At 71.2% G+C, this 20,379-nt stretch carries 18 protein-coding genes and 1 pseudogene; 7 read left to right on the forward strand and 12 right to left on the reverse strand.

Annotated features, from left to right (window positions below):
• Nucleotides 1-35: 35 nt before the first annotated feature.
• Entirely contained in the window at nucleotides 36-1,688 is a 1,653-nt protein-coding gene (locus EOE66_RS21310; protein WP_128230772.1) for an alpha-amylase family glycosyl hydrolase, read from the reverse strand.
• A 151-nt stretch (nucleotides 1,689-1,839) separates the two neighbouring features.
• On the opposite strand from EOE66_RS21310, the gene EOE66_RS21315 reads away from it, so the two are divergent.
• On the forward strand, nucleotides 1,840-2,745 hold the full coding sequence (locus tag EOE66_RS21315; RefSeq protein WP_128230773.1) for a helix-turn-helix domain-containing protein: 906 nt from the start codon (nucleotides 1,840-1,842) through the stop codon (nucleotides 2,743-2,745).
• Here the strand turns inward: EOE66_RS21315 and EOE66_RS22245 are convergent.
• From EOE66_RS22245 to EOE66_RS21340, 6 genes and pseudogenes are all read right to left on the reverse strand, one after another.
• On the reverse strand, nucleotides 2,733-4,187 hold the full coding sequence (locus EOE66_RS22245; RefSeq protein ID WP_245479135.1) for an aldehyde dehydrogenase: 1,455 nt from the start codon (nucleotides 4,185-4,187) through the stop codon (nucleotides 2,733-2,735). The two genes, EOE66_RS21315 and EOE66_RS22245, sit on opposite strands and share 13 nt — an antisense overlap.
• Nucleotides 4,188-4,469: 282 nt before the next feature.
• A pseudogene (locus EOE66_RS22250) lies at nucleotides 4,470-4,979 on the reverse strand (ABC transporter ATP-binding protein); the annotation flags it as partial.
• On the reverse strand, nucleotides 4,976-5,722 hold the full coding sequence (locus tag EOE66_RS21325) for an ABC transporter ATP-binding protein (protein WP_128230775.1): 747 nt from the start codon (nucleotides 5,720-5,722) through the stop codon (nucleotides 4,976-4,978). The pseudogene EOE66_RS22250 and the gene EOE66_RS21325, both read right to left, overlap by 4 nt.
• The gene (locus EOE66_RS21330; RefSeq protein WP_245479132.1) at nucleotides 5,719-6,723 is read right to left on the reverse strand and encodes a branched-chain amino acid ABC transporter permease; all 1,005 of its coding nucleotides are present in this window, start codon (nucleotides 6,721-6,723) and stop codon (nucleotides 5,719-5,721) included. Before EOE66_RS21330 ends, EOE66_RS21325 begins: the two co-directional genes overlap by 4 nt.
• A gap of 10 nt (nucleotides 6,724-6,733) precedes the next feature.
• Nucleotides 6,734-7,612, reverse strand: a complete 879-nt coding sequence (locus tag EOE66_RS21335; RefSeq protein WP_128230776.1) for a branched-chain amino acid ABC transporter permease — start codon at nucleotides 7,610-7,612, stop codon at nucleotides 6,734-6,736.
• Nucleotides 7,613-7,959: 347 nt separating this feature from the next.
• Nucleotides 7,960-9,186: an amino acid ABC transporter substrate-binding protein gene (locus tag EOE66_RS21340; protein WP_128230777.1), complete on the reverse strand. Its 1,227-nt coding sequence runs from the start codon at nucleotides 9,184-9,186 to the stop codon at nucleotides 7,960-7,962.
• Nucleotides 9,187-9,397: 211 nt separating this feature from the next.
• On the opposite strand from EOE66_RS21340, the gene EOE66_RS21345 reads away from it, so the two are divergent.
• Complete coding sequence (locus EOE66_RS21345; RefSeq protein WP_128230778.1) at nucleotides 9,398-10,360, forward strand: AraC-like ligand-binding domain-containing protein; 963 nt, start codon at nucleotides 9,398-9,400, stop codon at nucleotides 10,358-10,360.
• Between the two features lie 109 nt (nucleotides 10,361-10,469).
• Here EOE66_RS21345 and EOE66_RS21350 read toward each other — a convergent pair whose 3' ends face one another.
• Both EOE66_RS21350 and mdlC read right to left on the reverse strand, forming a co-directional pair.
• Complete coding sequence (locus EOE66_RS21350) at nucleotides 10,470-11,459, reverse strand: Bug family tripartite tricarboxylate transporter substrate binding protein (RefSeq protein WP_128230779.1); 990 nt, start codon at nucleotides 11,457-11,459, stop codon at nucleotides 10,470-10,472.
• Between the two features lie 61 nt (nucleotides 11,460-11,520).
• On the reverse strand, nucleotides 11,521-13,140 hold the full coding sequence (gene mdlC, locus EOE66_RS21355; RefSeq protein ID WP_245479133.1) for a benzoylformate decarboxylase: 1,620 nt from the start codon (nucleotides 13,138-13,140) through the stop codon (nucleotides 11,521-11,523).
• A 136-nt stretch (nucleotides 13,141-13,276) separates the two neighbouring features.
• On the opposite strand from mdlC, the gene EOE66_RS21360 reads away from it, so the two are divergent.
• Genes EOE66_RS21360 through EOE66_RS21380 form a run of 5 tightly spaced genes read left to right on the forward strand, consistent with a single transcriptional unit; the run spans nucleotide 13,277 to nucleotide 17,904 of the window.
• Entirely contained in the window at nucleotides 13,277-14,137 is an 861-nt protein-coding gene (locus EOE66_RS21360; RefSeq protein WP_128230781.1) for an amidohydrolase family protein, read from the forward strand.
• Nucleotides 14,138-14,149: 12 nt separating this feature from the next.
• Nucleotides 14,150-14,569, forward strand: a complete 420-nt coding sequence (locus EOE66_RS21365; protein ID WP_128230782.1) for a VOC family protein — start codon at nucleotides 14,150-14,152, stop codon at nucleotides 14,567-14,569.
• Nucleotides 14,566-15,231 (forward strand): NAD(P)H-binding protein, encoded by a 666-nt coding sequence (locus EOE66_RS21370; protein ID WP_128230783.1) that lies wholly within the window; start codon nucleotides 14,566-14,568, stop codon nucleotides 15,229-15,231. The genes EOE66_RS21365 and EOE66_RS21370 overlap by 4 nt, the downstream gene beginning before the upstream one ends.
• A complete protein-coding gene (locus tag EOE66_RS21375) occupies nucleotides 15,228-16,580 on the forward strand; it encodes an MBL fold metallo-hydrolase RNA specificity domain-containing protein (protein ID WP_128230784.1) in 1,353 nt (450 codons plus the stop codon). The genes EOE66_RS21370 and EOE66_RS21375 overlap by 4 nt, the downstream gene beginning before the upstream one ends.
• Nucleotides 16,581-16,602: 22 nt before the next feature.
• A complete protein-coding gene (locus EOE66_RS21380) occupies nucleotides 16,603-17,904 on the forward strand; it encodes a DUF4010 domain-containing protein (protein ID WP_128230785.1) in 1,302 nt (433 codons plus the stop codon).
• 8 nt (nucleotides 17,905-17,912) lie between these two features.
• On the opposite strand, the gene EOE66_RS21385 is transcribed toward EOE66_RS21380, so the two are convergent.
• The 3 genes from EOE66_RS21385 to ypfH all read right to left on the reverse strand — a co-directional run bounded on the left by EOE66_RS21385 (nucleotide 17,913) and on the right by ypfH (nucleotide 20,377).
• Nucleotides 17,913-18,788 carry a 2OG-Fe(II) oxygenase gene (locus tag EOE66_RS21385; protein ID WP_128230786.1) on the reverse strand — a complete coding sequence of 292 codons (876 nt, stop codon included), beginning with the start codon at nucleotides 18,786-18,788 and terminating at the stop codon, nucleotides 17,913-17,915.
• Nucleotides 18,789-18,834: 46 nt separating this feature from the next.
• The gene (gene yaaA / locus EOE66_RS21390) at nucleotides 18,835-19,614 is read right to left on the reverse strand and encodes a peroxide stress protein YaaA (protein ID WP_128230787.1); all 780 of its coding nucleotides are present in this window, start codon (nucleotides 19,612-19,614) and stop codon (nucleotides 18,835-18,837) included.
• A 61-nt stretch (nucleotides 19,615-19,675) separates the two neighbouring features.
• Nucleotides 19,676-20,377, reverse strand: coding sequence for an esterase (ypfH, locus tag EOE66_RS21395; protein ID WP_128230788.1), 702 nt, complete (start codon nucleotides 20,375-20,377; stop codon nucleotides 19,676-19,678).
• Between the last annotated feature and the right edge of the window lie 2 nt (nucleotides 20,378-20,379).

The following is a 20,379-nucleotide window of genomic DNA, read 5'->3' on the forward strand; positions in this document are numbered from 1 at the left end:
AGATTCGTGTCAGGCAAATGGAGGAGAAACGGGGTTCAGGCCAGCGGCGCGAACAGCACCGCCCCCGGGGGCAGTTGCAGCTCCGCCCCGTGCAGCGCGGCGCCGCCGTGGGTGAACAAGGGCGCGCCGGCGCCGGGCAGCGGCACCGTCGCGGCGCTGGCGCCCAGGTTGAAGGCCAGCAGCAAGGTGTCGGTGCCGTCCGCGCCGGCGTGTTCGCGGCGCAGCACCAGCACGTCGCCTTCTGCCACCAGCGCCTGCAGGTCGCCCAGGCGCAGCGCCGGGTGCGCGCGCCGCAGCGCCAGCAGGCGCCGCGTGGCATGCAAGGTTGAGGCGGGGTCGGCCTGCTGCCGGTCGACGGCCAGCGGCGCGTGGGCCGGGTCCACCGGCAGCCAGGTGCGCGCCGCGGTGCTGAAGCCGAGCTGCGGCGCATCGGCCCGCCACGGAAATGGCGTCCGGCAGCCATCCCGCCCCGGGTTCAGCGGCCAATTCGCCAGGCCGTAGGGGTCACGGATGTCTTCATAGGCCAGTGAGCTCTGCGGCAGGCCCAGTTCCTCGCCCTGGTACAGAAAGACCGTGCCGCGCAAGGCCATCAGCAGCGCCAGCCAGGTGACGGGCGTGGCGCCGGCCGCGGCCGGCCCGGCATCGGCGCGGCCGCCGAAGGCGAAGGCCCCGGCCGCACCGGCGCCCCAGCGCGAGGCCACGCGCGGCGCGTCGTGGTTCGAGAAAGCCCAGCTCGGCCAGGCCTCGCGGCCCGCGCCTTCGGTCCACGGTGCCAGGTGGCGCAGCACCTGGGCGGCATCGGGCCGCTCGCCCAGAAAGGCGAAGGAGTAGGCCGTGTGCAGCCGCTGCGCACCCTGCGTGTAGGCCACCATCGTGGCCAGCGGCTCGGCACCGCCGATTTCCGCCACCGCCATCGGCGCGCCGTGAGCGTCCATCAAGCGGCGCAGCCGCTCGAAGAAGGCCGGCGCCTCCGGCTGGTCGGCGTTGTGCAGGTGCTGCTGCATCAGCACGGGGGCGTCGCCCCGCCTGCCCTCGGGCATGGGCGGGTTGTCCTGCAGGCCGCGGCTGTGGAAGTAGAGGTTGGCGGTGTCCAGGCGAAAGCCGTCCACGCCGCGTTCCAGCCAGTGTCGGGCGATGTCGAGCACCGCCTCCTGCACTGCGGGGCAGTGGAAGTTCAGGTCGGGCATCTGCGGCAGGAAGTTGTGCAGGTGGTACTGCTGGCGCCGAGGTTCCCAGCGCCAGGCGGGCCCGCCCATCCAGCTTTGCCAGTTGTTGGGCGGGCTGCCGTCGGGCTTGGCATCGGCCCACACGTACCAGTCGGCCTTGGCGTTGCTGCGGCTGGCGCGGCTCTCCTCGAACCAGGGGTGCTCGGCGGCGGTGTGGCTCCACACCTGGTCGATGATCACCTTCAGGCCCAGGCGGTGGGCTTCGGCGAGCAGCGCATCGAAGTCTTGACCGGTGCCGAAGATCGGGTCGACGCCGAGGTGGTCGGCCACGTCGTAACCGAAGTCGCGCATCGGGCTCGTGAAGAAGGGCGAGAGCCAGATGCCGTCCACCCCCAGCGCGGCCACGTAGGGCAGCCTGGCCGTCACGCCGGCGAGGTCGCCAATGCCGTCGCCGTTGGCGTCGGCAAAGCTGCGCGGGTAGATCTGGTAAAGGGTGGCACCGCGCCACCAGTCGCTGCTCATCGGCTGCAATCCTGGGCTGAACCCTGGGCTGAAAACCGTTAGTCTCGCGGGGTTCTCGCGCCTGATCAGCCTGTCCGCGCGTCTGAACTGACGGTTTTCAAACCCTCGGGCCCAGGGCTTGCCCTGAGCCCTGCCCAACCCGGCATGCACGATGCGGATCACCCGCGAAGCCATACCCCAGGCCGAAGAGTCCTTGCGCTGCCTGCACCTGGCACTGCCGTCCTTCGGCGGCAGCCTGCACCGCCACGGCCACTTCGAGCTGACGTGGATCGAGCGCGGGCAGGGGCTGCGCTGGGTGGGAGACAGCGTGGAGCCCTTCTTCGATGGCGACCTCGTGCTCGTGGGCAGCGAGACCCCGCACCTGTGGGCCACCCGGGGCGCGCCATCGCCCCTGGGCTGCGCGGCCACGGTGCTGCAGTTCCCGCCCGACTGGCTGCAGCGCTGCCGGCTGCCCGAACTGCAGGCGCTGGCGCCGCTGCTGGCACAGGCCGCGGCCGGCGTGGAGGTGCAGGGCCGCACGCGCGAGCAGGTGCAGCGCCTGCTCGCGCAGCTGCCCGGGGCCAGCGCCCCGCGCCGCGTGGCGGTGTTCATCGAAGTGCTGAGTTGCCTGCACGAAGGCCGCATCGACTTGCGCGCCCTCTCGGGCTCCATGCCCGCGCCGCCGCCGGCGGAGGCCACGGCCGGGGGCGGCATGCGCCGCATCGACCGCGTGCTGAACTGGGTAGAGGCGAACCTCGGCCAGACGCTGTGCATCGACGATGCGGCGGCCGTGGCCCACGTGAGCCCGGCCGCTTTTGCGCGCTTTTTCAGGCGCGAGGTGGGCAAGTCGTTCACGGCGTACGTCAACGACGCACGCTGCGGCTGGGCGGCACTGCAGCTGGTGCAGGGCCGCGAGCCGGTGGCGCAGGTGGCGCAGGCCTGCGGCTTTCCGACGCTGTCGAACTTCGGCGAGCAGTTCCGGCGGCGCTACGGCGTGCCGCCGCGCGAGTTCCGCGCCAGCGCGGGGCGGCAGGCGGGGCGTCCTGCGGAGCGCCCCGCGCAGCCTCAGAAGGGGTAGTGCCGCTCGGTCGTCTGCACGGTGATCCAGCGCAGCTCGGTGAACTCGTGCACGCCGGCCTTGCCACCGAAGCGGCCCAGGCCCGAGCCCTTCACGCCGCCGAAGGGCATCTGCGCCTCGTCGTGCACCGTGGGGCCGTTGACGTGGCAGATGCCGCTCTCGATGCGGCGCGCCACGTTCATGGCACGCGCGATGTCCTTGCCGAAGACGGCGGCCGAGAGGCCGTACTCGTTGTCGTTGGCGCAGTCCACCGCGGCGTCCACGCCGTCCACGCGCACCACGCACTTCACGGGGCCGAAGGTTTCCTCGTGGTAGATGCGCATCTTGCGCGTCACGTGGTCGAGGATGGTGGCCGGCATCAGCGTGTCGGTCGCCTTGCCGCCGCACACCAGCTTGGCGCCCTTGGCGAGGGCGTCGTCGATCAGCGCGTTGCAGTGCTCCACCGTGCCCATGCCGATGACGCTGCCCAGCACCACGGGCTCGGGCTTGCGCGGGTCGCCCAGCGGCAGGCCCTTGGCCTTCTTCGCGAACTTGGCGACGAAGTCGTCGGCGATCTTGCCGTCGACGATGAAGCGCTCGGTGCTCATGCAGATCTGGCCGCTGTTGGCGAACGCCCCGAAGGCGGCGGCGTTGACGGCAGCATCGAGGTCGGCGTCGTCCAGCACCACCATCGGTGCCTTGCCGCCGAGTTCCAGCACCACGGGCTTGAGGTACTTCGCGCAGGTCATCGCAATCAGCTTGCCCACGCGCGTGCTGCCGGTGAAGTTCACGCGCCGCACGGCGGGGTGGGCCACCATGGCTTCCACCACCTTGCCGGCGTCGGCCGGTGCGTTGGTGATGTAGTTCACCACGCCGGCCGGGAAGCCGGCGTCCTGGAAGGCCTCGACGATGAGCTGGTGCGTGCGCGGGCAGTTTTCGCTGCCCTTGAGCACCACGGTGTTGCCGCAGGCCAGCGGCACGCAGATGGCGCGCACACCCAGGATGATGGGCGCGTTCCAGGGCGCGATGCCCAGCACCACGCCCGCGGGCTGGCGCACGCCCATGGCCAGCGAGCCGGGCACGTCGCTGGGGATGATCTCGCCGGCGATCTGCGTGGTGAGCGCCGCCGCTTCGCGGATCATGCCGGCGGCGAGCATCACGTTGAAGCCGGCCCACATGCCCGTGGCGCCGGTCTCGGCGGGCACGGCCTCGACGAACTTCGGCGTCTTGGCTTCCAGCGCGTCGGCGGCCTTCAGCAGCAGCATGCGGCGCTCGGTGGGGCCGGTCTGGCTCCAGGTCTTGAAGGCCTCTGCGGCGGACTCGACCGCGGCCACGGCATCGGCCTCGCTGGCGGCCGGGGCGCGCGTGGCGATGCTGCCGTCCAGCGGGTTGCGGCGCTCGAAGGTGGCGCCGCCTTCGGCGGACACGGCCAAGCCGTTGATGAGCATGCTGAGGTCGGACATGGGGGTCTCCTTGGCGTTCGTGGAAGTCTTGGATGCGGTGGCGGGCGTGGCGGCCTTGCCGAGGTAGGCCTGGCGGATGACGCTGCTGCGCGCGAGCAGGAAGGCCGGGCCGCTGGCGACCAGCCGGCCGCGCTCCAGCACGTAGCCGCGGTCGGCGATGGCGAGGGCCTTGCGCACGTTCTGCTCGACCATCAGCACCGTGGTGCCGGCATCGGCGATGCGGCGCGCGATGGCGAGCAACTCGTCCACCATGCGCGGCGCCAGGCCCAGGCTGGGCTCGTCCAGCATCAGCAGGCGCGGCGCGCTCATCATCGCGCGGGCCACGGCCACCATCTGCTGTTCACCGCCGCTCATGGTGCCGGCCAGCTGCTGCGCGCGTTCGGCGAGTTTCGGGAAATCCTTGAAGGCCGTGGCCATGCGTGCGGCGCGTTCGGCCGGCTTCACCAGCCAGCCGCCGAGTTCGAGGTTCTCGGCCACCGTCATCTGCGGAAAGAGCTGCCGGCCCTCGGGCACCAGCGCCAGCCCGCGCTGCACGATCTCGCTGGCCTTGGCGTCGGTGGGAATCTCGTCGCCGTTGAGCTTCAGCTTGCCGCCGCGCGGGATGAGCCCCGCGATGGCCTTCAGCAGCGTGGTCTTGCCCGCGCCGTTGGGGCCGAGGATGACGGTGACGCCCGGCCGGGCTTCCAGCGCCAGATCACGCAGCACGAGGAAAGGGCCGTAGCCCGCCGACAAGCCTTCGATCTTCAGGTGCGCCAGCGGCCGGTCGAGCGCGAGTTCGATGTCGTTTTTCATGCGGGCTCCACCATCTCATCGCCGAGATAGGCCTCGATCACTTCCGCGTTGCGCACCACCTCGGCCGGCGTGCCGTCGGCGATCTTGCGGCCCTGGTGCAGCACGATCACGCGCTCCACGTAGCGCAGCAGCGTGGTCACGGCGTGTTCGATCCAGATCACGGTGAGGTCGAGTTCGTCGCGCAGGCGGCGGATGAGCTGGGCCATCGCGTCCACCTCGCTTTCGGTCAGGCCCGCGGCCACCTCGTCCAGCAGCAGCAGCTTGGGCCGCGTGGCCAGCGCCATGCCGATTTCCAGCAGCCGCTGCTGGCTGGGCGTGATGGCCGCGGCCGGCAAATCGGCCTGGGCCTGCAGGCCTATGAGGTTGAGGATGCTGGCTTCGTCTTTCAGCAGCCAGGAAGCCGTGCGGTGGCGGCCGGCGAACTGCAGGCCGAAATCGATGTTCGCGGCCACGCTGAGTTCGGCAAACACCCGCGGCGTCTGGAATGTGCGCGCCACGCCGTGCTGGGCGTAGCGGTGCGGCTTGGCGCCCGTGAGGCGCTGGCCGCCGGCGTAGAGCTCGCCACCGGTGGGCTCCACCACGCCCGAGAGCGCGTTGAAGAAGGTCGTCTTGCCCGCGCCGTTGGGGCCGATGATGCCCACCAGTTCACCGGGCGCAAAAGCAGCACTTACCTGGTCGACGGCGACCAGGCCGCCGAAACGCACCGAGACCTCGCGCGCTTCCAGCAAGGGGTGGCCGTTCATCGTGCGGCCTCCTGCTTCTTGGTGCTGAACAGGTCGCGCCAGGCCTGGCGGATGTCGTCACGCCAGCCCGTGAAGGTGGCCCAGCGCAGCGAGGCCAGCCCGCCCGGCAGGTAGAGCACGCACAGGATGAGCAGCAGGCCCAACGACATCATGTAGACCTGCGGCGCCCGCAGCCGAAGGGTCTCGGCCAGCAGGCTGAACACCACCGCGGCGATCAGCGGGCCCCAGAGCGTGGCGGCGCCGCCGATCAGCGCGATGAGCACGGTCTGGAAGCCGATGAAGGGGTTGAAGACGGTACCCGGGTCGATGTAGGTCCAGCGCACGCTCATCGCCGCGCCCACCGCACCCGCGAAGGCGGCTGTCATCGCAAAACCGGCGATCTTGATGAGCCGCGTGTTCACGCCGAGCGTCTGCGCACGCTGCTCGTCCGCGCCGATGCCCGCCATGGCCAGGCCGAAGCGGTTGCGGCGCACCACGATGCTCGTCAGGATGGCCAGCACCGCCAGGCCCAGCACCGTGAGGTAGATGGTGTCGCGCTCGGGCACCACCACCAGCACGCGGCCCACGGTGCCGGTGACCTGCTTCTCCCAGTAGGTGATGGCGTGGCGGATGAGCTCCGTCATGCCGAAGGTCAGCACCGCGAAATAGGTGCCGCGCAGGTGCAGCACGGCCGCGCCCATCACCACCGCCACCAGCGCCGCGATGCCGGCGCCCAGGGCGATGGCGCCCCACCAACCCGTCTGCTCCATCCAGATGGCGCTGGCGTAGGCGCCGATGCCGAAGAAGGCCGCGGTGGCCAGGCTGAGGTAGCGCGTGGTGCCGCAGAAGAGGCTCCAGCTGCTGGCCAGCGCCGCATACATCAGGCAGGTGAGCGCCATGGAGACCATGAACTCGCTGCCGTAGTAGGGCACGCTCAGCGCCCAGCCGGCCAGCGCGAACAGCACCAGCAGGTCGCGCCGGGTCTGCGGCCCGATCTCGAAGGACTTCATCTCGAACTTCATGGCGACAGCCTTACTTGCGGGTGAAGAGGCCGTTGGGCCGCCACAGCAGCACGGCGATGAAGATGCCGTAGCTCAGCAGCGACTTGAGGGAGGGGTTGGTGAAGTGCATGCCCACGGCCTCGATCACGCCCAAAGCGAGGCCGCCCACCAGCGCCCCGGCCATGCTGCCGAAGCCGCCCAGCGTGATGACGATGAGCGCCGTGACGGTGTAGGGCTCGCCCATGCTGGGGCTGATGGTGTAAGTCATGCTCAGCAGGCAGCCGGCCACGCCCGAGAGGCCCATGCCGATGCCGAACATCAACGGGTGCAGCCGCGCGGTGTCGATGCCCACCAGCTGCGCGCCGGTGGGGCTTTGCATCAGCGCGCGCACGCCTTTGCCGTAGAGCGTTTTCTTCAGCACGATGATCAAAGCCGCGCTGAAGGCCAGGGCCAGCGCCAGCAGCAGCAGCTTGTTGGCGCTGAACTGCGCACCGCCGATGGCCACCGGGTCGGCCATGAAGTCGTAGCCGCGCAGGTCACCGCCCCACACGAGTTGCGCGAAGTTCTGCACCAGGAACATCAGGCCGAAACTCACCATCAGGCCGCGCGCCTCGAAGACATCGAGGTTGGGGCTGGTGCGCGTCAAGCGCCGGAAGGTGAGCCGGTGCACGGCAATGCCCAGCGCCATCAGCAGCGCGAAGGAGATCGGCACCATCAGCAGCGGCGAGATGCCGAGGGTGACGTGCGCCGTCCACGTGAGGAAGGCGCCCACCATCAGGAACTCGCCGTGCGCGATGTTCAGCACGCGCATCAGGCCGTACTGCAGATTCAGGCCCAGGGCGACGAGCGCGTAGACACCGCCGGTAATCAGACCGGAGGCGATGAGTTCTAGCCAGGAGCCGAAGGACATGGTTGCTGCTTGAGATGGTCTTGGTGAGCGTGTCGGCTTGCCGTTGTGTTGCCTTGCGGGCCACGGGCGCGGGGTGGCCCCTTGCGCTCATGTCCCCCGGGCCGGGCTGCGCCCGACCCTCCTCCTTTACTTCGCTCCAGGGGCCACCCCGCACCCGCGGCCAGCTGCAGCGCAGGTGCGTGACGGTGGCGCACCACCCTGTCAGCGGCTCGGGTGGGTGGGGTGCCCTGCGGAGCGAAGTAAAGGGGGAGCCCTGGGCCGCAGGCCCGGGGCGGAGGACATGAGCGCAGCAGGGCACCCCGCACGCCCGAGCCTGCACACCAGCAGGCCCGCGTGCCCGGCAGTCCTTACACCCAGTTCGGCTTGACGGGAACCAAAGGCGCCGTCGCATTCGCCTTCGGCCACACCACCTCGAACTCACCCTTCTGCCACTGCCCCACCGTTCCCGGCGTGCCTACGTTCTCGCTGCCCGCGAACTTGATCTTGCCGATGATGGTGTTGTGCTCGGTACCGGCCACGTAGTCGCGGATGGCCTTCTTGTCCAGGCCCGCCTTGGCCACCGCCGCGGTGAGGATCTCCAGCCCTGCCCAGGTGGCGCCGCTGGCCCAGCGGTCGGGTTCCTTCGCGGCGCCGAACTTCTTCACGTGGGCGTCGAAGTAGGCCTTGGCCGCAGGGCTGGTCTTGCTGTTCCAGCTGCCCATACCCAGCACGCCCTCGGCACCGGCCTGCATCACGTTGCGATAGAGCTGGAAAGCCGTGCCCACAGACGCATAGAAGAACTTCGGGTTGAAGCCGATCTCCTTGCTCTGGCGGCTGGCGAGGATGGTGTCGGGCGGGTAGGTCAGGCCGACGAAGGCGTCGGGCGCCTTGTCCTTGATGCTGCGCAGCACCGGGCTGAGGTCCTTCACGCCCAGCGGGTAGCTCTTGTCCTCGACTATGCGGATGCCGCTGCCGCCCAGGGCCACCTTCAGCGCGGCGTAGTTCTCCAGGCCGAAAAGGTCGTCCACGTAGATGGTGGCCACGGTCTTCACGCCGTTGGCCTTCAGCATGTCCACCAGCGCGTCCATCATCGGCTTGGGCTGCTGCAGCAACAGGAAGAAGTACGGCAGCTTCATCTCGGCCAGCCGGCGGCTCAGCGCCGTGGGCGCCAGGAAGGGGTAGCCGAAGCGGTTGGCCAGCGGTGCCACGGCGAAGTTCGCGTTGCTGCCCCAGGGCGGCAGGATGAGGTCGACCTTGTCGCTGCCCATGAGCTTTTCATAGGTGCGCACGCAGGTTTCGATGTTGCTCTGGTCGTCGCTGCTGATGAGCTCGATGGGGCGCTTGGTGCCCTTCACGTTCAGGCCGCCTGCGGCGTTCTGCTGCTCGGCCCAGAGCAGGTAGTTCGGCTCCTGGCTCACCTGGGCGCCCGTGGTCCACGGACCGGTGCGCGCGATGGCGTAGCCCACGCGCACCGGCGCGGCCTGGGCGCGGGCCAGCGAGGGCAGGGCCAGGGCGGCCGGGGCAGCAGCCACGGCGGCGGCGGCTTGAACCAGCGTGCGGCGCTTCAGGCCAGGGATGTCTGCGCGGTCGGTCATGGCTTGTCTCCTGCAACGGGTGAACGGGGCGGCTCTGTGGGCCTGGCGGCGGCCAGCCCGGCCGGTGCGGCATTGTGGGCAGCCGGCCCGGGCGCCGCTTGTCCGCGCGTGCAGCGGCACTTGCTCATCTGTGCAGCCGCCCTGGGACTTTCCCGGAGCCCCCGCCCCCACACCTGCCACGGCCGGCCCGATTGACTGACACTCCCGCGCCATGCCGCTGCGCCCTGACCTCACCACCGAAACCGACGCCGTCGCGCCGGCCGAGCGCAGCGGTTTCTGGGCCGATTGCATCGCACGCGTCTTCCATGGCCTGAAGAGCGATGTGTATGGCGATGCCGACTTCGACGGCCGCATGAGCACCCTGCACGCCGGCGACGTGGTGCTCACGCGCCTGGAAGCCAACCGCCACCGCGTGATGCGCAACGCCACGCTGGCGCGCCAGAACGAGGCCGCCTACCTGAAGATCGTGGCGCCCTACGTGGGCTGTGCCGGCGTGGAGCAGAAAGGCCGCGAGGCCTGGGTCACGCCCGACCAGTGGAGCGTGTACGACACCACCGACACCTACGCCGTGGCCAACCCGGTGCGCGTGGAACACCTCATCGTGATGATCCCCAAGCAGCGCCTGGTGGAGCGCGGCCTGGCCATCGACCCGCTGATGGCCCGCCGCCTGGGCGGCAGCGGCGGCGTCTCGCGCATGGCGCTGGAAACCATGCGCTCGGCCTGGCGCGAACTGCCGACGATGAGCGATGCCGCCGCGGCCGGCGTTGGCGACGCCATCACGCAGTTCGTGCACCTGTCGATGCTGGAACTGGCCGGCCACACCACCGCCGTCACGCAGCGCGAGGCGCTGCGCGAGCGCATCAAGCAGCACGTGGCCGAGCGCCTGGGCGACCCGGCACTCAGCGTCGACGGCCTGGCCCTGGCACTGAACTGCAGCCGCCGCCAGCTCTACAACGCCTTCTCCGAAGAGCCCGACGGCGTGGCCGGCTACATCCTGCGCCGCCGCATCGAGGCCTGCCGCGCGGCGCTGAGCGACCGCGCGCAGGAGCGCCGCAGCATCACCGACATCGCGCTGGCCTACGGCTTCCAGAGCATGGCCCACTTCAGCCGCGTCTTCCGCGCCCACCTGGGCGTGCCACCCAGCGATTACCGGCGGGCCATCCAAGCCGGTTGAACCCGAAAGGCGGCCTATCAAGTTTCCCGCCGCGGAACCGGCTTTGCCGGGCCGCTGGCGGACGGCCCCCTCGGGGGGTAGCGAGCGCCAGCGAGCTTGGGGGCACCAATCAGTCAGCAGTGATTCTTCGTTCCTTCACGATCACGGCGTAGCGGTCCAGATCGGCCTTGATCACCGCCCCGAACTGCGCCGGGCTCATGGGCGTGGGCGCAGCGCCCAGCGCCTCGATGGCCTTGGCGACGGCGGGCATCTGCAGCGCCTTGTTGATCTCGGCGTTCACGCGGTCGACGATGGGTTGCGGCGTCCCGGCCGGCGCCCAGAAGCCGTGCGTGGTGCCGGTGTCGAAGCCCTTCAATCCCAGTTCGGCCAGCGTGGGCGTCTGCGGGTACAGCGGCGAGCGTTGCGCGCTGCCCATGGCCAGCAGGCGCAGCTTGCCGCTCTTGATGTGCTGGAAGGCGATGCCGGGGTCGAAGGTGTAGTCGATCTGCCCGCCCAGCAGGTCTTGCAGCACCTGGCCCGAACCGCGGTAGGGGATGTGCACGCTGAAGAAGCCGGCTTGCGACTTCAGCATCTCGCCGGCGATGTGCGGGCTGGTGCCGTTGCCCGGCGAACCGTAGGTCAGCTTGCCCGGGTTGGCCTTGACGAACTTGACGAAGTCGGCGTAGTTCGTGAAAGGCAGGTCGGCGCGGGCCACCAGGAAAAGCTCCAGCCGTGCGCCCGCAGCCACGGGCACGAGGTCCTTCTTCGGGTCGAAAGGCATCTTGGGCGTGATCAGCGGCACGATGGACATCGCGCTGCCCGAGGACAGCAGGAAGGTGTAGCCATCCGGCGCGGCCTTGGCCACCGCGTCGGCGCCCACGATGCCGCCTGCACCGGCGCGGTTCTCCACCACCACGGGCACGCCCAGTGCCGCTGAGAGCGGCGTGGCCACCGCACGCGCCACCGTGTCGGGCGAACCGCCGGCGGGGAAGTTCACGACCAGCTTGATCGGCTTGTTGGGCCAGGGGCCCGCGCCCTGGGCCGAGGCCGTGAGCGGCAGGCCCAGGGCCGAGGTGGCCAGCAGCGTGGCCGCGGCCTTCAGGAAGTGTTGTCGTTGCATCGTCTTGTCTCCAGTCTTGGGTTCGAGAAAGAAAGAGGAATCCAGATGCGATGGCGGGGCCTCAGGCCACCTCCACCTCCAGCAGCACCGCGCGGGGGCCTGCCAGGGCAGCCGACAGCGCCGGCTGCAGTTCTTCGGCGCGCGCCACGCGCACACCCGCGCAGCCGTGGCCCTGCGCCAGCGCCACGAAATCGAGCTCGGGCAGATCGCAACCCTGCAGCGGCGCGCCGGGTGCAAAGCCGAAGGTCGGCGCGAACTCCTGCAGCGCGGCGTAGCGCCGGTTCTTGAGGATCACGAAGGTGATGGGCAACTGCAGTTGCACCGCGCTCCACAGCGCCTGGATGCAGTACATGGCCGAACCATCGCCGATGAGCGCAATCACGCGCCGGCCCGTGCCGCGCTGCTGCTCGGCCAGCGCCACGCCCACGGCCGCGGGCAGGCTGTGGCCCAGGCCGCCGCTGCACATCGTGTAGAAGGTTTCGGGCTCGAGGATGGGCAGGTGCTGGTGCATCACCGGCCGTGCGCTGGGCGCTTCTTCCACCACGATGCTGTCGCGCGGGCGCAGGGCGGCCAGGGTCTGCAGCACCCAGGCCACGCCCAGGCGCTCACCCTCGCGCGGCGGCTCGGCGCGCGGCACCGGCGCGCGTGGCGCAGGCTGTTCACGCGCCAGCACGGCCGCGGGCACCGGCCGCGCCAGCAGGTCTTGCAGGCCGCTGCGCACGCTGGCCACCACCGCGGTGCCGGTGGGCGCCCAGGCGGCCGTCTGCGGGTCTTCGGTCAGCTGCAGCAGCGTGGCGCCCTCGGGCAGGTGCGGGCCGAAGCCTTCCACGTGGTAGGTGAAAGCCGCCGCGCCCACGGCGAACACCACATCGTGCCCGGCCAGGCGCTGCACGATGCGCTCGCGCATCGCCGGCAGGAAGCCGGCAAACAGCGGGTGGTCTTCCGGAAAGCCGCAGCGCCCCGACATCGGCGCCACGAACACGCGCGCCCGGTGGCGCTCGGCCAGGGCCACGGCCTCGTGCCACGCGCCGTCGCGGTCGACCGCAGCGCCGATGACGAAGGCCGGGCGCTGCGCCGCGTCCAGCGCCTCGCCGAGATGCGCCAGCAGTGCGGGCTGGGCACGCAGTTCCGTGCTCACTGCGCGCGGGGCTACTGGCTGAGTTGGCACCGCCCAATCGTCGGCCGGTATGGACACCAGCACCGGCCCGCGCGGCGGCAGCATGGCGATGTAGTAGGCCCGGGCGATGGCCAGCGGCACGTCTTCGGCGCGCGCCGGCTCCACGCTCCACTTCACGTAGGGCTTGGGCAGTTCGGCGGCCTGCGCCGAATGCAGGAAGGGGTCGAAGGGCAGGATGCTGCGCGCCTGCTGGCCGGCCGTGATGACCATGGGCGTGCGGTTCTTGAAGGCCGTGAAGATGTTGCCCATGGCGTGGCCCACGCCCGCGGCCGAGTGCAGGTTCACGAAACTCGCGTTGCGCGTGGCCTGCGCGAAGCCGTCGGCCATGCCCACCACCACGCCTTCCTGCAAACCCAGCACGTAGTGGAAGTCGGGCGGGAAATCGAGGAACAGAGGCAGTTCGGTCGAACCCGGGTTGCCGAAGATGTGGCGGATGCCGAACCCGCGCAGCAGCGCAAGCACGGCTTCGCGCACGGTGACGGTGGTGCTGGGGTTCGAGGGCAAAAGGTGCTCCGGGGTCTTGGGCGGCGCCGCAGTATCGCCAGCCGCCCCAACGCCGTACTCAGGGGAAGCCTTCAGCGCGACCGCCCCCAAGATGGTTAAGATGCCGAACCATTTCCACGCCGCCGGGACACAGCGCATGAAGGCCGACGATCTCATCGCCATCGACATCCACACGCACGCCGAGGTGTCTTGCTGGAACCCCTTCGACAACTACGGCGAAGAGTACGACCGCGCCGCCGACAAGTACTTCGGCAGCAACCGCCGGCCCACCATCGCCGAGACGGTGGCCTACTACCGCGAGCGCAAGATCGGCCTGGTGATGTTCACGGTGGACAGCGAGAGCCAGCTCGGCCGCCGCCGCATCCCCAACGAAGAGATCGCCGAGGCCGCGCAGGCCAACAGCGACATGATGATCGCCTTCGGCAGCATCGACCCGCACAAAGGCAAGATGGGTGCGCGCGAGGCGCGCCGCCTGATCGCCGAGCATGGCATCAAGGGCTTCAAGTTCCACCCCACGGTGCAGGGCTTCCTGCCCTACGACAAGATGGCCTGGCCGCTGTACGAGGTGATTGCCGAGCACAAGCTGCCGGCCATCTTCCACAGCGGGCATTCGGGCATCGGCAGCGGCATGCGCTGCGGCGGCGGCCTGCGGCTGCAGAACAGCAACCCCATGCTGCTGGAAGACGTGGCCATCGACTTCCCCGACATGCAGATCGTCATCGCCCACCCCAGCTGGCCCTGGCAGGACGAGGCGCTGAGCCTGGCGCTGCACAAGCCCAACGTGTGGATCGACCTGAGCGGTTGGAGCCCGAAGTACTTTCCGCCCCAGCTCGTGCAGTACGCCAACACGCTGCTGAAGGACCGCATGCTCTTCGGCAGCGACTACCCCCTCATCACGCCCGAGCGCTGGATGAAGGATTTCGACGAAGCCGGCTTCAAGGACAAGGTCAAGCCGCTGATCCTGAAAGACAACGCGCGCCGCTTGCTGGGGGTCTGACACACTCGGGCCATGGCCCGACACCTCGCCCTCACCACGCTGCTGCTGCCCGCGCACGAAGAGGCTTACGACGAAGCCATCGCCTGGTTCACGCAGGCGCTGCGCTTCGAGCTGCTGCAAGACACGCCGCTGGCCCCGGGCAAACGCTGGGTGGTGGTGGCGCCCTCTCGCGAAGGCGGGGGCCGCTTGCTGCTGGCCCGCGCCAACACGCCCGAACAGCAAGCGCTGGTGGGCCGCCAGATGGGCGGCCGGGTGGGCTTCTTCCTGCACACCGATGATTTCGCGGCCGAGCTGGCGCACTTCGCCCAGCACGGCGTGTGCCTGCGCGAAGCGCCACGCCAAGAGGCCTACGGCCGCGTGGTGGTCTTCGAAGACCGCTGGGGCAACCCCTGGGACCTGATCGAGCCGGCTTCCCCGGCGCTGGCCCCATGAGGCTGCTGCTGGCCGGCGCCACCGGGCTCATCGGCCAAGCCGTGATGGCGCAGTGGGCAGCCGCGGTGCCCGGGGGCACGCTGCACGCGCTGGTGCGCCGGCCGCTGGCGGCACCGCCCGCCGGCGTGCAGCCGCTGGTGGTGGACTTCAGCGCCCTGCCCGCCCTGCCCGCGGCCGATGCCGCGCTCTGCGCGCTGGGCACGACGATCAAGACCGCGGGCTCGCAGGCCGCCTTCCGCGCGGTGGATTTCGACGCCGTGCTGGCCTTCGCGCGCGCCGCGCAGGCCAGCGGCGTGCGGCGCTTCGCGGTGGTGTCGGCGCTGGGCGCCAGCGCCCGCAGCGGCGGCTTCTACAACCGCGTGAAGGGCGAGATGGAAGCCGCCGTCACGGCCCTGGGCTTCGAGACGCTGCTGATCGCGCGCCCCTCTCTGCTCACCGGTGATCGCAGCGCCTTGGGCCAGCCGCCGCGCCGCGCCGAAGCGCTGGCGCAGACGCTGATGGCACCACTGGGAAGCCTGCTGCCCGCGGCCTGGCGGCCCATCGCCGGCGAGACCGTGGCCCGCGCGCTGCTGCACGCACTGCACACCGCCCCGGCCGGCGTGCAGGTGCTGGACAACGGCCGCCTGCATCACGCAGGGTCTCAGGAGGGCAAGCGCCCATGAAGCTGCATTTTCTCGGCGCCGCCGACGGCGTCACCGGCTCGCGCCACCTGGTGGAAACTGGCGACCGCCGCATCCTGCTGGACTGCGGCCTCTTCCAGGGTTTCAAGCTGCACCGCGAACGCAACTGGGTGATGCCGCCGCAGTTGCCGGGTGTGGACGCCGTGGTGCTGAGCCATGCCCACCTCGACCACAGCGGCTGGCTGCCGGCCTTGGTGAAACACGGCTTCCGCGGCCCGGTCTACGCCAGCCCCGCAACCTGCGAGCTGCTGAAGGTGCTGCTGCTCGACAGCGCCCACCTGCAGGAAGAAGACGCGCGCCGCGCCAACCGCCACGGCTACAGCCGCCACGAGAAAGCGCTGCCGCTCTACACCCGCGCCGATGCGCAGCGCGCGTTGGCGCAGCTGGTGCCGCTGCCGCCTGGGCGTGCGCTGAAGATCGGCAGCGCCAGCGTGCGCCTCACGCCCGTGGGGCACCTGCTCGGCGCCTGCGCCGTGAACGTGGACGACGGCCACACGGTGCTGGGTTTCTCGGGCGACGTGGGCCGCGCCACCGACCTGCTGATGCCGCCGCCGCAGCCGCCGCAGCAGGCCGACGTGCTGCTGGTCGAATCGACCTACGGCAACCGCGTGCACCCGCCCGAAGACAGCCCGCTGCGCCTGGGCGAGATCGTCACGCGCACCGTGCAGCGCGGCGGCACGGTGCTGATCCCCAGCTTCGCGGTGGGCCGCGCGCAGGCGCTGCTGCTGGTGCTGCAGCGGCTCAAGCGCAGCGGCGCGATACCGCCGCAACTGCCCATCTTCCTCGACAGCCCCATGGCCATCGAGGCGACCGCGCTGTACCGCCGTTTCGGCCCCCTGCTGCGCCTGAGCCGGCGCGAGGTGCAGTCGCTGTGCGACGGCGTGCGCACGGTGACGACGGCCCAGCAGTCGATGCGGCTGGCCGGCGCGCGCTACCCGGCGGTGATCATCGCCTCCAGCGGCATGGCCACGGGCGGGCGCGTGCTGCACCACCTGAAGGCCCTGGCGCCCGACGCACGCCACAGCATCGTGCTGGCCGGCCACCAGGCCGGCGGCACACGCGGCGCCAAGCTGGTGGCCGGCGAGCGTGAACTGAAGATCCACGGCGAGCTCGTGCCCGTGCGCGCCGAGGTGCAGCAGCTCGAAGGGTTCTCCGGCCATGCCGACCGCGCCGAGCTGCTGGCCTGGTTGCAGCAGATGCCGCGCCCGCCCCGCCAGACCTGGGTGGTGCACGGCGAGCCCGAGGCCGCCGACAGCCTGCGCTTCACCGTGCAAGAGCAACTGGGCTGGCGCGCCGAGGTGCCCGAGCTGGGCGCCTGCGTGGCGCTGTGAGGCGCAGCCCCGGCCGGGCGCCATGAACAGCACCGAGCTTGCGGCGGTGGCTGGCAGCACGGCCGGCACCGCCACCGGCCTGGCGGCGGCGCTGGGCGCCGGCCTGCTGATCGGGCTGGAGCGTGAACGGCGCAAGGGCCGCGGCGCCGCACGCGCGGCCGCCGGCATCCGCAGTTTCACGCTGGCCGCGGTGGGCGGCGGCATCGCCATGGCGTTGGGCCAGCCGCTGCTGGTGGCGCTGGGGGGCTTGCTGGTGGTGCTGCTCTCGGCCGTGGCCTACTGGAAGAGCCGAGAGGCCCCGCCCGGCCAGCCCGCGCCCGACCCCGGCCTCACCACCGAGCTGGCGCTCTTCATCACCTACCTGGTGGGCGTGCTGGGGGTGCAGCAGCCGGCCCTGGGCGCCGGAGCGGCGGTGGTGGTGGCCGCGCTGCTGGCGGCACGCGAGAAGCTGCACCGCTTCGCCACCGAGCTGCTGAGCCAGGCCGAACTGCACGACGCGCTGCTGCTCGCCGCGCTGGCCCTGGTGCTGCTGCCGCTGGTGCCGGCCGCGCCCTTGCCCTGGCTGGGCGGCGTGGCGCCACGCACGCTGATGCTGACGGTGGTGCTCATCCTCGCGCTGCAGGCCGCCGGCCACGTGGCCTGGCGGCTGCTGGGGCCGCGCGCGGGGCTGGCCTTGTCGGGGCTGTTCTCGGGTTTCGTCTCCAGCACGGCCACCATCGCCTCGATGGGCGCCCGCGCGCGCACCGAGCCGGCGCAGGCCCGCGCCTGCCTGGCCGGGGCCTTGTTCAGCACGGCCGCCACCTGGGTGCAGGTGGCGCTGCTGTGCACGGCGCTGGCCCCGGCCGCGCTGGCCACGGTGGCGCCCAGCGCCGCGGCAGGCGTGCTGCTGGCCGCTGGCACGGCGGCCTGGGCCGCCTGGGCCGGCGGCGCCTTGCCGCAGGCGGCCGCCGCCAGCAGCGCCAACGAGCACGGCCCCTTGCGCCTGCGCGAGGCGCTGGCCGTGGCCGCGCTGCTCGGCGCCGTGGCCGTGGGCGTGGCCTGGGCGCAGCGCCAGTTCGGCAACACCGGGCTGCTGCTGGGCACCGCGCTGGCGGCGCTGGCCGATGCACACGCCCCCGTGGCCGCTGCCGCAGCACGCCACGGCAGCGGCGCGGTGGACGCCGCCGCCCTGCAGCAGGTGGCGCTGGTGGCGGTGGGCATGAACGCCCTGACCCGCACGCTCACGGCCTTCGTGGCCGGCGGGCGTCGCTACGGGCTGGGGGTCGGGGCCTCGCTCGCGCTGTCCACCGGCGCAGCGCTGGCCGTGGCGTTGATCACGCGCTGATCAGGCCTTCAGACGAACACGCCCTCGCGCAGCCACTTGGTGGCGACCCACTTCTCGCCGGCCGTGACCGGCGCGCCACCGTGCAGCGTCTTGGTGCTGACGTGCGGCCGGTCGTAGCTGAAGAAGACGGCGTTGCCGCGCACCGGGGCCACTTCCAGCCCCACGTCGGGGAAGGTGGTGGCGCCGCCGCCCTCGGGCGTGTTGAGGTAGACCACCAGCGTGCCCACACGCTGACCGCCGCGCTCCAGGATGCGCGGCGTGCCCGAGTGCACCGGGTCGAAGTAGTCGTGGTGCGGCTTGTACTCGGCGCCCGGGCGGTAGCGCAGCACCTGCAGGCCTTCGCCGTGGTCCAGCGGCCAGTGCAGCAGCTCGGCGATGCGCTTCTCCACGCGGTCGATCAGGGGCGTTTCACCGCGCTCGAAGAACATGCCGTCGCTGGTGCGTGAATCGTTGACCTCGCTGCCGCCGGTTTCGTTCTGCACCGTCTCCGAACGCAGCAGGCGCGGCTTGGCCTGCGACATCAAGGTCTCGCACTCGGCATCGGTCAGCAGGCCGCCGAAGACCACCACGCGCGGGTGCTTCATCGTCGTCAGCACGCGCACGCGGTGGCCGTCCTTCAGGCTCAGCACCGTGCGGCCTTCCAGGCGCGGCTCGGGCAAGGGCTTCCCGGGCTGCACCGGCAGCAGCGGGTCGGGCGGGCGCGGGTGCAGCTCGTCCAGGCGCTGGCGCAGCGTGATCTCCATGGCCTCGATGGCCACGTCTTCGTCCCAGCCGCTGGCCTTCATGGCCGCCAGCACGTCGTCGGGGCGGCAGCCGGCTTCGGCCTGCGCCACGATCCACTGGCGCAGCTCGGGGGTGATGGTCTGGGGGGCGGTGCTCGACATCCGGCTATTTTTGCTCAGGCCCGGCGCTGCCTGAAGGGGCACGGGCTCAGGCGCTGCGGCGGAACACCAGCCGGTCGGCAGAGGACGCAGCCTTGTCGAAAGCGTAGCCCTCGGCGTCGAAGGCCTGCAGCGCCTTCACGCTGCGCACGCGCTGCTCGATGGCGTAACGCGCCATCAGGCCGCGCGCCTTCTTCGCGAAGAAGCTGATGATGCGCGGCTCACCGTCGCGCACCTCTTCGAACACGCACTCCACCACACGCGCGCGCAGCGCCGGGCGCAGGGCCGCGCGCGCGTACTCCTGCGAGGCCAGGTTCACGACGACCGGCTTGTCTTCATCGGCCTGCAGCGCGTTGAGGTGCTCGGCCACGGTGTCGCCCCAATACCCATAGAGGTCTTTCGCGACGGCGGTCTTCAGCGCCGTGCCCATCTCCAGCCGGTAGGGCTGCAGCAGGTCCAGCGGGCGCAGCGCGCCGTACAGGCCCGAGAGGATGACCAGGTGCTGCTGCGCCCAGGTGAGGTCGGCCGTGCCCAAGGTGCCGGCCTGCAGCCCGTCGTACACGTCACCGGCAAAGGCCAGCACCGCGGGCTTGCTGTTGGCCGGCGTGGCCTGCGGCTGCCAGGCGGCGTAGCGCTCCACGTTCAGCGCGGCGAGCTTGTCCGAGAGGTCCATCAGCGCCGCCACCTGCGTGGCACTCTGGCCGCGCAGCACCTCGATCAGCCCCGCGGCCTGCGCGGTGAAAAGCGGCTCGGTGGCGCGGCGGCGCAGCGGTGCGGGCACCGGGGTGTCGTAGTCCAGGGTCTTGGCGGGGGAGAGCAGGAAGAGCATGGAAGCAGGCCGTGCACCCGGCGGCGCGGGCGGGAGAGGGAGAGTTCAGCGCGCGTCGTCGTCAGGCGTCAGGCGCAGCGGCCGCCGCACCCATCGCCGCGCGCCAGGTGCGCTGCGGGATGTGGCTGCGCAGGCGGTGCAGCGCGCAGTCGATCAGCGCGGGGTGCAGCACGTGGCCCACGCCCTGGGCGATGTCGAGCGTGGCGTCGCCGTCCAGCTTTGCCAGATGCCCCAGCGCCTGGCGCGAGCCTTCGGCGGGGATGGCCTCGTCGTCGGCGCCGTGGAAGAGGTGCAGCGTGGTGAGCCGCGGTGCGGCCGCGGGCACGCGCGTGAGGCAGCCGCAGAAGGCCAGCACGCGGCCGGCGAGGCCGTCGTGCCGCATCGCCAGCGCCAGCGCCAGCACCGCGCCCTGCGAGAAGCCGCCCAGCGCCGTGGCTTCGGGCGAGACGCCCAGGCGCTGCTGCTGCGCGCGCACCCAATCGTGCAGGCCGGGCAGGGCTGCGTCCACGCGCTGCGGCCAGTTCTCGGGCGTGAGGCCGGCCACCGCGTACCACTGGCGCGCGGTGGCGGTGCCGGGGCTGCCATCGGCCGCCTCATGCGGCAACGGGGCATCGGGCGCCAGACCGGCCGATTGCGGGAAGGCCGCGCGCAGGGCCTGCGCCAGCGGCGCCATGTCGGCCCCGTTGCCGCCCCAACCGTGCAGCAGCAAAAGCAGTTGTGCGGGCTGCCCTTCGGAGGGCAGCCATTCCAGGGTGTGTTGCATGC

The organism is Rubrivivax rivuli (genome assembly GCF_004016505.1).
GTDB classification, from domain to species: domain Bacteria; phylum Pseudomonadota; class Gammaproteobacteria; order Burkholderiales; family Burkholderiaceae_C; genus Rubrivivax; species Rubrivivax rivuli.

Bases quoted from the DNA above. Each gene is read 5' to 3' on its own strand.
- EOE66_RS21310 (WP_128230772.1), bottom strand. From the start codon at position 1,688: ATGAGCAGCGACTGGTGGCGCGGTGCCACCCTTTACCAGATCTACCCG.
- EOE66_RS21315 (WP_128230773.1), top strand. From the start codon at position 1,840: ATGCGGATCACCCGCGAAGCCATACCCCAGGCCGAAGAGTCCTTGCGC.
- EOE66_RS22245 (WP_245479135.1), bottom strand. From the start codon at position 4,187: ATGTCCGACCTCAGCATGCTCATCAACGGCTTGGCCGTGTCCGCCGAA.
- EOE66_RS21325 (WP_128230775.1), bottom strand. From the start codon at position 5,722: ATGAACGGCCACCCCTTGCTGGAAGCGCGCGAGGTCTCGGTGCGTTTC.
- EOE66_RS21330 (WP_245479132.1), bottom strand. From the start codon at position 6,723: ATGAAGTTCGAGATGAAGTCCTTCGAGATCGGGCCGCAGACCCGGCGC.
- EOE66_RS21335 (WP_128230776.1), bottom strand. From the start codon at position 7,612: ATGTCCTTCGGCTCCTGGCTAGAACTCATCGCCTCCGGTCTGATTACC.
- EOE66_RS21340 (WP_128230777.1), bottom strand. From the start codon at position 9,186: ATGACCGACCGCGCAGACATCCCTGGCCTGAAGCGCCGCACGCTGGTT.
- EOE66_RS21345 (WP_128230778.1), top strand. From the start codon at position 9,398: ATGCCGCTGCGCCCTGACCTCACCACCGAAACCGACGCCGTCGCGCCG.
- EOE66_RS21350 (WP_128230779.1), bottom strand. From the start codon at position 11,459: ATGCAACGACAACACTTCCTGAAGGCCGCGGCCACGCTGCTGGCCACC.
- EOE66_RS21360 (WP_128230781.1), top strand. From the start codon at position 13,277: ATGAAGGCCGACGATCTCATCGCCATCGACATCCACACGCACGCCGAG.
- EOE66_RS21365 (WP_128230782.1), top strand. From the start codon at position 14,150: ATGGCCCGACACCTCGCCCTCACCACGCTGCTGCTGCCCGCGCACGAA.
- EOE66_RS21370 (WP_128230783.1), top strand. From the start codon at position 14,566: ATGAGGCTGCTGCTGGCCGGCGCCACCGGGCTCATCGGCCAAGCCGTG.
- EOE66_RS21375 (WP_128230784.1), top strand. From the start codon at position 15,228: ATGAAGCTGCATTTTCTCGGCGCCGCCGACGGCGTCACCGGCTCGCGC.
- EOE66_RS21380 (WP_128230785.1), top strand. From the start codon at position 16,603: ATGAACAGCACCGAGCTTGCGGCGGTGGCTGGCAGCACGGCCGGCACC.
- EOE66_RS21385 (WP_128230786.1), bottom strand. From the start codon at position 18,788: ATGTCGAGCACCGCCCCCCAGACCATCACCCCCGAGCTGCGCCAGTGG.
- yaaA (WP_128230787.1), bottom strand. From the start codon at position 19,614: ATGCTCTTCCTGCTCTCCCCCGCCAAGACCCTGGACTACGACACCCCG.
- ypfH (WP_128230788.1), bottom strand. From the start codon at position 20,377: ATGCAACACACCCTGGAATGGCTGCCCTCCGAAGGGCAGCCCGCACAA.